This is a genomic window from Streptomyces mutomycini (assembly GCF_001700505.1).
Classification (GTDB): domain Bacteria; phylum Actinomycetota; class Actinomycetes; order Streptomycetales; family Streptomycetaceae; genus Streptomyces; species Streptomyces mutomycini.
Map to the genome: position 1 here is coordinate 1 of NZ_MAPV01000098.1, position 14564 is coordinate 14564.

At 70.2% G+C, this 14564-nt stretch carries 13 protein-coding genes; 4 read left to right on the plus strand and 9 right to left on the minus strand.

All coding sequences use genetic code 11. The features are described 5' to 3' along the window. From BFF76_RS15325 to BFF76_RS15335, 3 genes are all read right to left on the minus strand, one after another. Positions 1–2172 (minus strand): ATP-binding protein (locus tag BFF76_RS15325; RefSeq protein WP_065848438.1); only part of this gene is annotated, 2172 nt, incomplete at its 3' end. Positions 2173–2429: 257 nt separating this feature from the next. Beyond that, positions 2430–2753, minus strand: a complete 324-nt coding sequence (locus BFF76_RS15330) for an STAS domain-containing protein (protein WP_031091502.1) — start codon at positions 2751–2753, stop codon at positions 2430–2432. Positions 2754–2994: 241 nt separating this feature from the next. Next, positions 2995–3843, minus strand: coding sequence for a 3-hydroxyacyl-CoA dehydrogenase family protein (locus tag BFF76_RS15335; protein WP_031091501.1), 849 nt, complete (start codon positions 3841–3843; stop codon positions 2995–2997). Between the two features lie 317 nt (positions 3844–4160). Between BFF76_RS15335 and BFF76_RS15340 the strand changes: the two genes are divergently transcribed. After that, positions 4161–4733, plus strand: a complete 573-nt coding sequence (locus BFF76_RS15340; protein WP_031091500.1) for a cob(I)yrinic acid a,c-diamide adenosyltransferase — start codon at positions 4161–4163, stop codon at positions 4731–4733. Here BFF76_RS15340 and BFF76_RS15345 read toward each other — a convergent pair whose 3' ends face one another. Continuing rightward, the gene (locus BFF76_RS15345) at positions 4734–5291 is read right to left on the minus strand and encodes a hypothetical protein (RefSeq protein ID WP_031091499.1); all 558 of its coding nucleotides are present in this window, start codon (positions 5289–5291) and stop codon (positions 4734–4736) included. A gap of 151 nt (positions 5292–5442) precedes the next feature. On the opposite strand from BFF76_RS15345, the gene BFF76_RS15350 reads away from it, so the two are divergent. The 3 genes from BFF76_RS15350 (at position 5443) to BFF76_RS15360 (ending at position 9331) form a co-directional block, all read left to right on the plus strand. Then, positions 5443–6639, plus strand: coding sequence for a sensor histidine kinase (locus tag BFF76_RS15350; protein WP_031091498.1), 1197 nt, complete (start codon positions 5443–5445; stop codon positions 6637–6639). Beyond that, positions 6636–7283 carry a response regulator gene (locus BFF76_RS15355; RefSeq protein ID WP_031091497.1) on the plus strand — a complete coding sequence of 216 codons (648 nt, stop codon included), beginning with the start codon at positions 6636–6638 and terminating at the stop codon, positions 7281–7283. The genes BFF76_RS15350 and BFF76_RS15355 overlap by 4 nt, the downstream gene beginning before the upstream one ends. 167 nt (positions 7284–7450) lie before the next feature. Further along, complete coding sequence (locus BFF76_RS15360) at positions 7451–9331, plus strand: glycoside hydrolase family 18 chitinase (RefSeq protein ID WP_053929373.1); 1881 nt, start codon at positions 7451–7453, stop codon at positions 9329–9331. 135 nt (positions 9332–9466) lie between these two features. Here the strand turns inward: BFF76_RS15360 and BFF76_RS15365 are convergent, their stop codons facing one another. The 5 genes from BFF76_RS15365 to atpA form a co-directional block, all read right to left on the minus strand. Next, a complete protein-coding gene (locus BFF76_RS15365; protein WP_014154045.1) occupies positions 9467–9913 on the minus strand; it encodes a DUF2550 domain-containing protein in 447 nt (148 codons plus the stop codon). Between the two features lie 142 nt (positions 9914–10055). Then, a complete protein-coding gene (locus BFF76_RS15370; protein ID WP_014154046.1) occupies positions 10056–10430 on the minus strand; it encodes a F0F1 ATP synthase subunit epsilon in 375 nt (124 codons plus the stop codon). 109 nt (positions 10431–10539) lie between these two features. Further along, on the minus strand, positions 10540–11982 hold the full coding sequence (gene atpD, locus BFF76_RS15375) for a F0F1 ATP synthase subunit beta (RefSeq protein ID WP_031091495.1): 1443 nt from the start codon (positions 11980–11982) through the stop codon (positions 10540–10542). Further along, positions 11982–12899 carry a F0F1 ATP synthase subunit gamma gene (locus tag BFF76_RS15380; RefSeq protein ID WP_031091494.1) on the minus strand — a complete coding sequence of 306 codons (918 nt, stop codon included), beginning with the start codon at positions 12897–12899 and terminating at the stop codon, positions 11982–11984. Before BFF76_RS15380 ends, atpD begins: the two co-directional genes overlap by 1 nt. Positions 12900–12902: 3 nt before the next feature. Further along, positions 12903–14474 carry a F0F1 ATP synthase subunit alpha gene (atpA, locus tag BFF76_RS15385; RefSeq protein ID WP_031091493.1) on the minus strand — a complete coding sequence of 524 codons (1572 nt, stop codon included), beginning with the start codon at positions 14472–14474 and terminating at the stop codon, positions 12903–12905. Between the last annotated feature and the right edge of the window lie 90 nt (positions 14475–14564).

A 14564-nucleotide genomic window follows, 5' to 3' on the forward strand; every position in this document is an offset into this window, starting at 1 on the left:
GGACGGGGTGGCGCTCGTGGACGGGGTGGCGGTGCCGGACGGGCCGGGGGACGAGGAACCGCCGCCGGCCGTACCCTCGCCCGCGGCCGGGCCGTCGGCCGGCTCGTCCGCGGAGTAGCCGTTCCCGCCGTCGCCCTCGTCCGCCGACTGCTCGGTCGTGACGTTCTGTCCCTCCGGGTCCTCGCTCCCCGAGGTCGCGCCCAGCGTGACCACCGTGCCGAGCACGGCCGCCAGCAGCGCGCCCGCGCCCACCGCGACGAGATTGCGCCGTGCGCCGAGGAGCACTCCCGTACGCCCGGAGGACGCACCGGTGCGGGGCGGGTCCTGACGGGTGATCAGGGTCCCGGACGTGTCGGTCAGCCGGGGGAAGAGGGGCTTGGCCGCCGGGACGCCGCCGGAGGGTGGGGCCGACTCGTCGTGACGCCGGGCCGGCCCCTCCTCGCCCGCGGGGGTGCTGGGCACCGGCTCGCCCGAACGGTCCGCGACGAGGGCGAGCGCCCGGCGCCCGGCCACCGCACCCGGCTTGTCTGCGAGCGCCCCGCGCATGCCGATGGACGCCTCCAGTTCGGCCCTGGCCCGGTCCAGATGGCCGGTGCAGAGCGCGAGGACACCCAACTCATGGTGGAAGTAAGCCTCTTCGGCCACCTCACCGGCGATCCGTGCGGCCTCCTGGCCGGCCCTGAGGGCCTTCTCCCAGACACCCCACTGCATCCCGGCAGCAAAGGCCGGCGCGGCGCTGCGGGCCAGCAGAACGGCCACGCTGGCCTGTCCCGGCGCCTCGGCGGGGACGAGACGGGTCATCGAGGCGAGGAGGGCGTCCGCCTCGGCGACAGCGCGTTCCGGGGTGACGGACGGGTGCCCCGCCCACCAGGAGTAGTGCTGGGCGGCGCTGCGGGCGTGGGCGTCCGCGCTCTCGCCGTAGCCGCTCACCTCCAGCTGGGCCAGGACGCCGGCGGCCAGCCGGTAGCGGGGGCCCGTCGGGGAGAGCAGACCGCTGACCGCCAGCTCGCCCAGCGCGGCGTCGGCGTGGGTGTCCCCCACGAGCGCCGGCAGATGGGCCTGGTGCGGCACCTCGCCGCCGAGTGCGACGGCGAAGCGCAGGGTCTCACGGGCGGCCTCGCTCAGCCGGGAGGCGAGCAGGGCGGCGGGAGCCGCGCCCTCACCGAGGCTGGGCAGCGGGAGGCTGCCGGCAGGCTCGCCCCGGCCGAACGGCGGCGCGTCGGCCGGGTCGTCGTCGTAGCCGTCGGACGCTTCCTGGCCGGTGCGCAGGCCGTCGCGCTGGCGCAGCAGGGCGCCGGCCTGGACGAAGCGGAGCGGCAGCCCTTCGGACTCGAACCAGAGGTCTCCCGCCCAGTTCGCCTCCTCTTCGGTGAGCGCGCGCTCCACGACGTGTTCCATGAGCTCGATCGAGGCGCTGCGGCCGAGACCGGTGAGGACGACCGTTTCGAGGTTCGCGTCGGCCGTCGGCGCTCCGACGTCGGGGGTCGTCGCGAGGAGGAACGCGCACTCCGGGGTGGCGTCGAGCAGTTCCTGGAGCGCGGCGCCGCCGAGCTCCAGGTCGTCGACGACGACGACGGCGCCGATCCCGTGGACGAGCGCGAGGAGCCCTTCGCGGTCGGGCCGTTGCAGCGGAGCGCTGTAAACGGCCTCGAACAGCCCGTACAGCAGCTCGCCGGCCGTCCGCTTGTGTCCGGAGAGCCGTACGACCCCGTCGGGCGCGAGGTCCGCGCAGTCGGCGGCGACGGCGTCCAGGAGGGCCGTGCGGCCTGACCCGGCCGGCCCGGTCAGGCACACGGAGCGGCCGCGGGCGAGCAGCCGCAGCAAACGCTCGCGCTCGTCCCGGCGTTCGAGGAGAGGCATCTGAGGCGAGGGCGGGCCCGGCGGGACGGGCGGCGCGGCGGCGCGTTCGCGGTCCGCACGCTGGGCGGTGGTGCGGCGTACGGGCGCGGCGGGCCGCTCCCCCGGGCGACAGGGCTCGATCTCGCTGCCGTCGACCGGATTGACCGTGAGGAGGAAGTCGCCCGATGTCAGCTGCACCGTGCGCGGCTGCTGCGGGGGCGTCTGGTGCCCGAAGTCGGGCGTCAGAGGGTCGCGGGACGGACGTCGCGGCGCGCCGTCGTCACCGGAACGGTCGTTGCCGTACTCTTCCGGTCCCCGGTTGGTCGGGTCCATCGTCTCAGTCCCCCAGACGCGCAGCGCGCGGTTGCCCCGTCCGGCCTCGCACGCCCCGCTGTCGCTCCCGGTCCGGTGTCCGCCAGTGGGTTCTCGTCGATCGGCAGACGGCCGAACCTTAAACCTTCGCACAGTATCTACGAACCGGTGGGGGGCCGCGCCGTCCCGGACATCACGTTCTCGTGAGGATTGTGCGTGTGTGCCCCGTACCCGCATCGCCCATCGGCAGACCCCGAGCGCTTCCCGGCCGACAGCGACTACACGCGTGGCAGGGAGTCCGCGGCGAGCCCGCCCTCGATGGCCAGGATCCTGTGCAGCCTCGTCGCCACCAGCAGGCGCTGCATCTGCGGCGGCACGCCGCGCAGCACCAGCCGCCGGCCGGCCCGGCCGGCTCTGCGGTGCGCACCCATGATGACGCCGAGCCCGGTGGCGTCCCAGGAGTCCAGCTCGGTCAGGTTCAGCACGAGATCGCCGGCTCCGTCGTCGACGGCCGAGTGCAGAACCGTACGGGCGTCCGCCGCGCTTCGGACGTCGAGGCGGCCCCCGACGGCCAGCTCGGCGTGGTCGCCCCTGATGTGCATATGCGCTCCCCGGAAGTACTCCGCAGCAAGTTCTGTCTGACTGTTCTCTTTCTGCCTCTGCCACCACTGACTGCCGCAGCGACAGAGAAGTTGCCGTCTGTGAGCGAACCGATACCGAATTCACCCCGAGGGGTGAAGCGGGTCCGGCGTCACCCGCTGGATCCGTGTCCCGGGCGGCGCCGGATCCCGGTGCCCCGGGTCTGAATGACGGCACATCAGACAGCCGGGGCCCCGGTCGCGATCAGTAGGTGTAGAAGCCCTGCCCGCTCTTGCGTCCGATGTCACCTGCATCGACCATCCGGCGCATCAGCTCCGGAGCGGCGAACTTCTCGTCCTGGGACTCGGTGTAGATGTTGCCCGTGGCGTGCAGGAGGATGTCCACACCGGTCATGTCGGCCGTGGCGAGAGGGCCCATGGCGTGACCGAAGCCCAGCTTGCAGGCGGTGTCGATGTCCTCGGCCGAGGCGACGCCCGACTCGTACAGCTTGGCCGCCTCGACGACGAGCGCCGAGATCAGCCGGGTGGTGACGAAGCCGGCGACGTCGCGGTTGACGACGATGCAGGTCTTGCCCACGGACTCGGCGAACTCCCTGGCGGTGGCGAGGGTTTCGTCGCTCGTCTTGTAGCCGCGCACCAGCTCGCAGAGCTGCATCATCGGAACCGGCGAGAAGAAGTGCACGCCGACGACCCGCTCCGGGCGCTCCGTCACAGCCGCGATCTTGGTGATCGGGATGGCGGAGGTGTTCGAGGCGAGGACCGCGTCCTCCCGTACGACCTTGTCGAGCGTACGGAAGATCTCGTGCTTGACCTCGAGCTTCTCGAAGACGGCCTCGACGACGACGTCCGCGTCGGCCACGGCGTCGAGGTCGGTGGTCGTCGTGATCCGGGCGAGCGCGGCCTCGGCGTCGGCGGCCTCCAGCTTGCCCTTCGCGACGAACTTGCCGTAACTGGCCTCGATCCCGCCGCGCCCACGGGCCAGGGCCTCGTCGGTGACATCACGCAGCACGACGTCCCAGCCCGCCTGGGCGGAGACCTGCGCGATACCGGACCCCATGAGTCCGGCGCCGATGACGGCGAGCTTCCTGGCCACGATTCGCACCCCTATGCATCTCGGTTTTTCATATGCTCTCCGGCGGAGGTTAGTACCCGTGAGGGGCCGTGAGGCGGTGAAGAGATGCGCGTCACGTCTCACATGACGGACATCACACCGGCCACCGTCATGCGGCGGCGCGCCCCGCGTAGTTGAGCACCTTCGCGCCGGGGCCGCGGAACACGTGCCGCACGGGGGCCGGTGGCGTTCACGCCCGCCCTTCCGGCTGTGGCTGCCGGCCCACGTTGCCACCGCGCGGCCGGAGCGGGGCACACGAGCCCGGCATGGTCCGGACGAGACGCCCTTAGGCTGGCCCCATGGTCAACCTGACGCGCATCTACACCCGCACCGGCGACAAGGGCACCACCGCCCTCGGCGACATGAGCCGGACCGCCAAGACCGATCTGCGGATCTCGGCCTACGCCGACGCCAACGAGGCCAACGCCGTCATCGGTACGGCCGTCGCACTCGGAAACCTCTCCGAGGACGTCGTGAAGGTCCTCGTCCGTGTGCAGAACGACCTGTTCGACGTGGGGGCGGACCTGTCCACGCCGGTGGTGGAGGACCCGAAGTACCCGCCGCTGCGCGTGGAGCAGTCCTACATCGACAAGCTGGAGTCGGACTGCGACACCTTTCTGGAGGAGCTGGAGAAGCTCCGCAGCTTCATCCTTCCGGGCGGCACGCCCGGGGCGGCCCTGCTGCACCAGGCCTGCACGGTCGTCCGGAGGGCGGAGCGCTCCACCTGGGCGGCGCTGGAGGTGCACGGGGACGTGATGAACGCGCTGACGGCGACGTATCTGAACCGCCTCTCCGACCTCCTGTTCATCCTCGCCAGGACGGCGAACAAGGAGGTCGGGGACGTGCTGTGGGTGCCGGGCGGCGAGCGCTGATCAGCGGCCCGCCCCGGCCCGGCCCCCGGGCTCCTGCTTGGGGAACACGGTGTAGCCCGCGGCGATGACCAGGTTGATCCCGATCACCCAGAGCATCGTCCGCTGCCACATCTCCAGCGATCCGGTGTCGCCCTCCCCGCCGACGTACCAGACCGCTGCCTGGAGCAGGGCCATGGCGGTCGCCGCGGCCACGGTCCAGCGGGCGGCGGTGCGCCACTCGTGGGCGGCCCGCGCCATCCCGTACTTCGGGGGCCTCACCGGCGGCGGGCCGCCCGCGAAGCGGTGCGCGACCCTGGCGTCGACCCACTTGACGGTGGAGTGGCCGAGCCCCACGGTGAACCCGATGTAGACGGCTGCCAGGCCGTGCCTCAGGCCCGGCTCGGCGCCGTTCTTCAGGTCGATGGCCGTCACCACCAGCAGGACGACCTCCAGCAGGGGTTCGCAGAGCAGCACGGCCGCGCCCAGCCGGGGTTTCCTCGCGACGTACCGCAGCGCGAGTCCGGCGGCCAGCAGGACCCAGAAGCCGACCTCGCAGAGCACGATCAGTGTGACGATCACGGTGCCTCTCCTTCCCGTCCCCTCCAGACTCCCTTCCGTACGGCGCCGGATCGTCGTCGGCGGTGACGAAACGCGACTGCATCCTTCGATGTAGCCCGGGCTCACTCCGCGTGCGGACGCGGCGGGGCACGCCGACGTGTTGGATGGGAGGGTGCTCTCCGTTGCGCGCCCGCATCGCGACGACGTGCTGCTCGCTGTCAGCGGGCTGTCCGGCGGCGTGGTCCTGTGGCTGATCGGCATTCACATCCAGAACGGCCGGCTCTTCGGCTCCCCCTGGGTGTCCCTGCTGCCGCTCGTGGTGATGTCGGCCCTCGAACTGCTGCGGCGCAGCGCACCCCGGACCGCCCTGGGCGCCGGCTCGCTCGCCCTGGTGGCCGATCAGTTCACCGTGGGCAGCCTGGCCACCCTGCTGATGTTCACCGACCTCGTGTACGCCGCCGTGCTGTACGGAACGCCCGCCGCGTCGCGCCGCATCCCGGTGATCACGTTGCTGGTCACGGTCGCCACGACGGTCGGCTTCATCGCCTGGGCCCCCTCCGCGGACGCCGTGCTCATCGGGATCGTCGTCGGCATGGTCTCCTTCGGGCCCGCCCTCACCGGTGCCAGCGTGCGCAACCACCGGGACGCCGCCGAGGCGGCCCTGCTGCGGGCCGACCAGACCGCCCTGCTGGCCGAGATGGACCGGGCCCAGGCGGTGACCGCCGAACGGTCGCGGATGGCCCGCGAACTGCACGACATGGTCGCCAACCACCTCTCCGCGATCGCCATCCACTCCACCGCCGCGCTCTCCATCGACGAACCGGGCACCTCCCGCGACGCCCTCGGGGTGATCCGGCGGAACAGTGTCGACGGGCTGGCCGAGATGCGACGGCTGATCGGACTGCTGCGGGAGAGCGGCGCGGACGGCCCGCCGAGCGCGGCGCCGACCCTCGCCTCCCTGGAGGCACTCGTCGCGCAGGCCGGCGCGAACTCCGCGTCCAGCGGGCTCACCGTGACCCTGGACGACGGCCGCCAGGAGCCCGGGGCGCTGCCGGCGCCGGTGGAGCTGGCGGCGTACCGCATCGTCCAGGAGTCGCTGACGAACGCGCTGAAGCACGCGGCGCCCGGCCCGGTGGAGGTCCGGCTGGGACGTTCGCGCACGGTGCTCACGGTGGAGGTGAGCAGTGTCCTCGGCGACCGGCCGGGACCACGGGCGCCCGGTTCGGGGGCCGGCCTGGTGGGGATGCGGGAACGGGTGGCTCTGCTGGGCGGGAGGATCGGGGCGGGCCCGGAGCCCCGGGGTGACGGCGTGAAGATCTGGCTGGTGCGGGCCGAACTGCCCGTCGAGGAGAGGACGTACCGGACATGACGATCCGGGTACTGGTCGCGGAGGACCAGTCGGCCGTGCGTGCGGGACTGGTGCTGATCCTGGGCAGCGCGCCGGACATCGAGGTCGTCGGCGAGGCGGCCGACGGCGAGGCCGCCGTACACCTGGCTCGTGAACTCCGCCCGGATCTGGTGCTGATGGATGTGCAGATGCCCCGGCTCGACGGGGTGTCCGCGACGCGTCAGGTCGTGGCGGAGCGGCTGGCGGACGTGCTGGTGCTGACCACGTTCGACCTGGACGAGTACGTCTTCGGCGCCCTGCGTGCGGGGGCGTCGGGCTTCCTGCTGAAGAACACCGAGGCGAAGGACCTGCTCGACGCCGTACGCACGGTGGCACGCGGCGAGGGCCTGATCGCCCCGGCCGTGACGCGGCGGCTCATCCAGGAGTTCGCCGGCTCCTCCGCGCGCAGGACCGCCGGGCCCGCTCCGGAGGCGCTCGGCGCGTTGACCCGCCGGGAGCGGGAGGTGCTGGGCTGTCTGGGCGAGGGGCTGTCGAACGCGGAGATCGCCGGGCGCCTCACGATGGCGGAGGCGACGGTGAAGACGCACGTCAGCAGGCTGCTGGGCAAGCTGGAGCTACGCAGCAGGGTCCAAGCGGCGGTGCTGGCGCAGGAGTTGGGTATCTGATTTCCTGCACGGATCTTTGGTCTGGACCTCTTGACGATTGGTCCAGACCTTCCTAATCTCACCGGACACGCTGCGGTGAGTGCGCCATGAAAAGCGGGCTCAGGGCGACGCAGGGTCTGCAGGTTACGGACCACCCCCGTTTGCCGGACCTCACCCGAGGAGCACCGTTGAGCACTGACAACCCCGTACGCCTCTCCCGACTCAGATGGAGACGCGCAGCCGGCACATCCACCAGGACCAGGACGGTCGCGGGCCTGACCGCACTGTTGCTGCCCCTCGCCGCGATGGTCGGCCTGGCCTCCCCCGCCGAGGCCGCCACCTCCGCGACCGCCACCTACGTCAAGAAGTCCGACTGGGGCACCGGCTTCGAGGGCCAGTGGACGGTCAAGAACACCGGCACCACCGCCCTCTCGTCATGGACGATCGAGTGGGACTTCCCCTCCGGCACCGCGGTGGGCTCCGCCTGGGACGCCGCCGTCACGAGCTCCGGAACCCACTGGACCGCCAAGAACCTCAGCTGGAACGGTACGGTCGCCCCCGGCGCCAGCATCAGCTTCGGGTTCAACGGCACCGGCTCCGGCTCCCCCAGCGGCTGCAAGCTGAACGGCGCCTCCTGCGACGGCGGCAGCGTCCCCGGCGACAACGCCCCGTCCAAGCCCGGCACCCCGACCGCGAGCAGCGTCACGGACACCTCGGCGAAGCTCAGCTGGACCGCCGCCACGGACGACAAGGGCATCAAGAACTACGACGTCCTGCGCGACGGCGCCAAGGTCGCGACGGTCACCACCACGACGTACACGGACACGGGCCTCACCAAGGGCACCGACTACTCGTACACCGTGCAGGCCCGTGACACCGCCGACCAGACGGGTCCGGTCAGCGGCTCGGTGGCCGTCCGCACCACCGGCACCACCGACCCGGGCCCCGGCACCGGCGACAAGATCAACCTCGGCTACTTCACCGAGTGGGGCGTCTACGGGCGCAACTACCACGTCAAGAACCTCGTGACCTCCGGCTCCGCCTCGAAGATCACACACATCAACTACGCGTTCGGCAACGTCCAGAACGGCAAGTGCACCATCGGTGACGCCTACGCCGACTACGACAAGGCCTACACCGCCGACCAGTCGGTCGACGGCGTCGCCGACACCTGGGACCAGCCGCTGCGGGGCAACTTCAACCAGCTGCGCAAGCTGAAGGCGAAGTACCCGCACATCAAGGTCCTCTGGTCGTTCGGCGGCTGGACCTGGTCCGGCGGCTTCCCGCAGGCGGCCCAGAACCCGGCCGCCTTCGCCCAGTCCTGCTACGACCTGGTCGAGGACCCCCGCTGGGCCGACGTCTTCGACGGCATCGACATCGACTGGGAGTACCCCAACGCCTGCGGTCTCACCTGCGACACCAGCGGCCCGGCAGCACTGAAGAACGTCGCCTCCGCCCTGCGGACGAAGTTCGGCGCAAACAACCTGGTCACCGCCGCGATCACCGCGGACGGCTCGACGGGCGGCAAGATCGACGCGGCCGACTACGCCGGCGCCGCCCAGTCCATGAACTGGTACAACGTGATGACGTACGACTTCTTCGGCGCCTTCGCACCGAAGGGCCCGACGGCCCCGCACTCGCCGCTGACCTCGTACTCCGGCATCCCGCAGGAGGGCTTCAACTCCGCCGCCGCGATCGCGAAGCTGAAGGCCCAGGGCGTCCCGGCCTCGAAGCTGCTCCTCGGTATCGGCTTCTACGGCCGCGGCTGGACCGGTGTCACCCAGTCCGCTCCCGGTGGCACGGCGACCGGCGCGGCCCCGGGCACCTACGAGGCCGGCAACGAGGACTACAAGGTCCTCAAGAACACCTGCCCCGCCACCGGCACGATCGCGGGCACGGCTTACGCGCACTGCGGCACGAACTGGTGGAGCTACGACACCCCGGCGACGATCACGTCCAAGATGGCCTGGGCGAACAGCCAGGGACTGGGCGGTGCGTTCTTCTGGGAGTTCAGTGGCGACACCGCGAACGGTGAGCTCGTGACCGCGATGGACAACGGCCTCAACTAACCCCACGAGTCAGTCGCACCCCCGGAAAAGCGCCGGGGAGACAGGTCCGCCCCCTGTCTCCCCGGTTTTCCTATGCGCTTTCGTCCAAGCCGCATTGCCCCTCCCCCCGACTCCGTCCCGGGGAGGGCCCTCTACCTAAGCCACATTGACCCGCTGGCCGGGCGGTGCCGCCTCCAGCCAGGCGAGGAAGCCGGTCAGGGCGTCTTCGCTCATCGCCAGCTCCAGGCGCGTCCCCCGGTGGAGACAGCCGAGCACGACGGAGTCGGACAGGAGCGCAAGCTCCTCCTCGCCCTCGGGCAGCCGGCGTGCGACCACCTCGATGGCGGAGCGCTCCAGCCCCCGGCGCGGGCGGGGCGAGTAGGAGAAGACCCGGAACCAGTCGACGCGGTCACCGCTGTAGCGGGCGACCCCGTACACCCAGCCCTTGCCGGACGGGTCGGGCTCCTCGGACACGTCCCAGCGCAGGCTGCAGTCGAAGGTTCCGCCGGACCGCTGGATCAGCCGCCTGCGGAGGCCGAAGACGAACAGACCCACCGCGACCAGTACAACGACCAGACCGCCCACCCACAGAGCGAGGACCACCTCCACCGACCTCCTCGCATCGTCGAGTAACGGATACCGAACCGAGCCGAACCGGACTGCACCTGCATCGCCTCAGCCGCGACACGGTCTGGATCTCTCCAGCTCGGGCCGCGGCTGAGTCAAAAACTCCTCGTGGGGACGCTCAGTGCGCCGCCACCGCACGCAGTCGCACGTCCGCGCGGCGCTCGGCGCCCGCGTCCGTGTCGGACTTCGCACGCTCCAGCGCACGCTCGGCGCGCTGGACGTCGATCTCATCAGCAAGCTCAGCGATCTCCGCAAGCAGCGAGAGCTTGTTGTCCGCGAACGAGATGAAACCGCCGTGCACAGCGGCGACAACAGTCCCGCCGTCGCTCGTACGGATCGTCACGGGGCCCGATTCCAGCACACCCAGGAGCGGCTGGTGACCGGGCATGACGCCGATGTCGCCGGACGTGGTACGTGCGACAACGAGGGTGGCCTCGCCGGACCAGACACTGCGGTCCGCGGCGACCAGCTCGACATGCAGCTCAGCAGCCAAGGGTGGCTCCTCGGGTCACCACCCGGCGGTCGTGCCGGGTGTCGTTTCAATTCTACGGGGCGTGGTGAGGGGGGCGGGACACACCCACCCCCCTCGGTGAGCCGGAGGCTCAGGAGACGCCGAGCTCCTTGGCGTTGGCCTTGAGGTCCTCAATGCCACCGCACATGAAGAACGCCTGCTCCGGGAAGTGGTCGTACTCACCGTCACAGATCGAGTTGAACGCGGCGATCGACTCGTCGAGCGGCACGTCCGAACCGTCCAGGCCGGTGAACTGCTTGGCGGCGTGGGTGTTCTGCGAAAGGAAGCGCTCGACGCGACGGGCACGGTGGACAACGAGCTTGTCCTCCTCGCCCAGCTCGTCGATACCGAGGATCGCGATGATGTCCTGGAGGTCCTTGTACTTCTGCAGGATCCCCTTGACACGGCTGGCCGTCTCGTAGTGCTCCTGCGTGATGTAGCGCGGGTCCAGGATGCGGGACGTCGAGTCCAGCGGGTCGATCGCCGGGTAGATGCCCTTCTCCGAGATCGGCCGGGAGAGCACCGTCGTCGCGTCGAGGTGCGCGAAGGTGGTCGCCGGAGCCGGGTCGGTCAGGTCGTCCGCCGGCACGTAGATCGCCTGCATCGAGGTGATCGAGTGACCACGCGTCGAGGTGATGCGCTCCTGGAGCACACCCATCTCGTCGGCCAGGGTCGGCTGGTAGCCCACCGCGGACGGCATACGGCCGAGCAGCGTGGAGACCTCGGAACCGGCCTGCGTGAAGCGGAAGATGTTGTCGATGAAGAGCAGCACGTCCTGCTTCTGCACATCGCGGAAGTACTCCGCCATGGTCAGGGCGGACAGCGCGACCCGCAGACGGGTGCCCGGCGGCTCGTCCATCTGGCCGAAGACCAGCGCGGTCTTGTCCAGGACGCCCGACTCGGTCATCTCGTCGATGAGGTCATTGCCCTCACGGGTGCGCTCACCGACACCGGCGAACACCGACACACCGTCGTGCAGCTTCGCCACACGCATGATCATTTCCTGGATGAGGACGGTCTTGCCGACGCCCGCACCACCGAACAGACCGATCTTGCCGCCCTTGACGTACGGGGTCAGCAGGTCGACACACTTCAGGCCCGTCTCGAACATCTCGGTCTTGGACTCGAGCTGGTCAAAGGCCGGGGCCTTGCGGTGGATCGGCCAGCGCTCGGTGATCTGCGCCTCGGCCTCCGGCTCGTTCAGGATCCGGCCGAGGGTGTTGAACACCTTGCCCTTGGTGATGTCACCGACCGGGACGGTGATGCCCGCGCCCGTGTCGGTCACCGCGGCCTGGCGGACCAGACCGTCGGTGGGCTGCATCGAGATCGCGCGGACCACGCCGTCACCCAGGTGCTGGGCGACCTCGAGGGTCAGCGTCTTACGAGCGCCGGCCTCGGCCGGGTCGTCGACCTCGACGTGCAGGGCGTTGTAGATCTCCGGCATCGCGTCGACGGGGAACTCCACGTCGACGACCGGGCCGATGACCCGGGCGACGCGGCCCGTGGCAGCGGCCGTCTCAACTGTCGTCGTCATTACTTGTCACTCCCCGCGGACGCGTCGGCCAGCGCACCTGCACCGCCGACGATCTCGCTGATTTCCTGGGTGATTTCGGCCTGTCGGGCCGCGTTGGCAAGCCGGGAGAGGCTCTTGATCAGATCCCCGGCGTTGTCGGTCGCCGACTTCATCGCACGACGGCGGGCGGCGTGCTCGGAAGCGGCGGCCTGCAGCAGTGCGTTGTAGATACGGCTCTCGACGTAGCGCGGCAGAAGGGCGTCGAGGACGTCCTCAGCCGACGGCTCGAAGTCGAACAGCGGAAGGATCTCGCCCTTCTCGGTGCTCTCCTCCGTGACCTCGTCGAGCGACAGCGGCAGCATCCGGCCGTCGACCGCGTTCTGCGTCATCATCGACACGAACTCCGTGAAGACGATGTGCAGCTCGTCGACGCCGCCCTCGGCCGTGTCCTTCTGGATGGACGCGATGAGGGGCTCGGCGATCTTCTTGGCGTCCGAGTACTCGGGGCTGTCGGTGAAGCCGGTCCACGATTCCGCGACCTTGCGCTCGCGGAAGCCGTAGTACGCGACACCCTTGCGGCCGACGATGTACGTGTCGACCTCCTTGCCCTCGGCTGCCAGCCGCTCCCTCAGCCGCTCCGCCGCCTTGATGGCGTTGGAGGAGTAGCCGCCGGCCAGACCGCGGTCGCTCGTGAGGAGCAGGACCGCGGCCCGGGCCGGGGACTCGGCCTCGGTGGTGAGCGGGTGGTTGGTGTTCGAGCCGGTCGCCACCGCGGTCACCGCACGGGTGAGCTCGGTCGCGTACGGCATCGACGCCGCCACCTTGCGCTGCGCCTTGACGATGCGCGAGGCGGCGATCATCTCCATCGCCTTGGTGATCTTCTTGGTCGCGGTGACGGCTTGGATGCGGCGCTTGTAAACGCGAAGCTGAGCGCCCATCGATCAGCCCTCGCCCAGGAGCTTGCCGTCCGAGGTCTCGAACTGCTGCTTGAAGGCGGCAATCGCGTCGGCGATCGACTGCAGCGTGTCGTCGGACATCTTCGCGCCTTCGGCGATGCTGGTCAGGAGGTCCTTGCGCTCACGGCGCAGGTACTCCAGCAGCTCGGTCTCGAAGCGGCGGATGTCCTCGACCGGGACGTCGTCCATCTTGCCGGTGGTGCCGGCCCAGACGGAGACGACCTGCTCCTCGACGGGGAACGGGGCGTACTGCGGCTGCTTGAGCAGCTCGACCATGCGCTTACCGCGCTCCAGCGAAGCCTTGGAGGCCGCGTCCAGGTCGGAACCGAAGGCGGCGAACGCCTCCAGCTCGCGGTACTGGGCGAGGTCCACACGGAGGCGGCCGGACACCTGGCGCATGGCCTTGTGCTGGGCGGAGCCACCGACTCGGGAGACCGAGATACCGACGTTGAGCGCCGGACGCTGACCCGCGTTGAACAGGTCGGACTCCAGGAAGCACTGGCCGTCGGTGATGGAGATGACGTTGGTCGGGATGAACGCCGACACGTCGTTCGCCTTGGTCTCGACGATCGGGAGGCCCGTCATCGAACCGGCGCCCATGTCGTCGGAGAGCTTGGCGCAGCGCTCCAGCAGACGCGAGTGCAGGTAGAAGACGTCGCCCGGGTAGGCCTCGCGGCCCGGCGGACGGCGCAGCAGAAGCGACACGGCGCGGTAGGCGTCGGCCTGCTTCGAGAGGTCGTCGAAGATGATGAGGACGTGCTTGCCGTCGTACATCCAGTGCTGGCCGATGGCCGAACCGGTGTACGGCGCCAGGTACTTGAAGCCGGCCGGGTCGGACGCCGGGGCGGCGACGATGGTCGTGTACTCGAGCGCGCCGGCCTCTTCGAGGGCACCGCGCACGGAGGCGATGGTGGAGCCCTTCTGACCGATGGCGACGTAGATGCAGCGCACCTGCTTGTTCACGTCGCCCGAGCGCCAGTTGTCGCGCTGGTTGATGATCGTGTCGACGGCCAGAGCGGTCTTACCCGTCTGACGGTCGCCGATGATCAGCTGACGCTGGCCGCGGCCGATCGGCACCATGGCGTCGACGGCCTTGTAGCCGGTCTGCATCGGCTCGTGCACCGACTTGCGGACCATGACGCCAGGGGCCTGCAGCTCGAGGGCGCGACGGCCTTCGGTCGCGATCTCGCCGAGACCGTCGATCGGGTTGCCGAGCGGGTCGACGACGCGGCCGAGGTAACCCTCGCCGACGCCGACGGAGAGCACCTCACCGGTGCGCTGCACCGGCTGGCCCTCCTCGATTCCGCTGAACTCGCCGAGGACGATCGCACCGATCTCGCGCTCCTCGAGGTTGAGGGCGAGACCGAGGGTTCCGTCCTCGAACTTCAGCAGCTCGTTCGCCATGGCGGAGGGCAGACCCTCCACCTTCGCGATGCCGTCGCCGGCAACGCTGACCGTTCCGACCTCCTCGCGCGAGGCCGCGTCCGGCTGGTACGACTGGACAAAGTTATCCAGTGCGTCCCGGATCTCCTCCGGCCGGATCGTGAGCTCCGCCATCTGGGTTCCCTGCTCTCCTTGTTGGGCCCGAAGTTTCTTAAGGGGGTCTGGGGGCGACCCCCAGGAATCTTCTGCAATTTCTGCACGGCC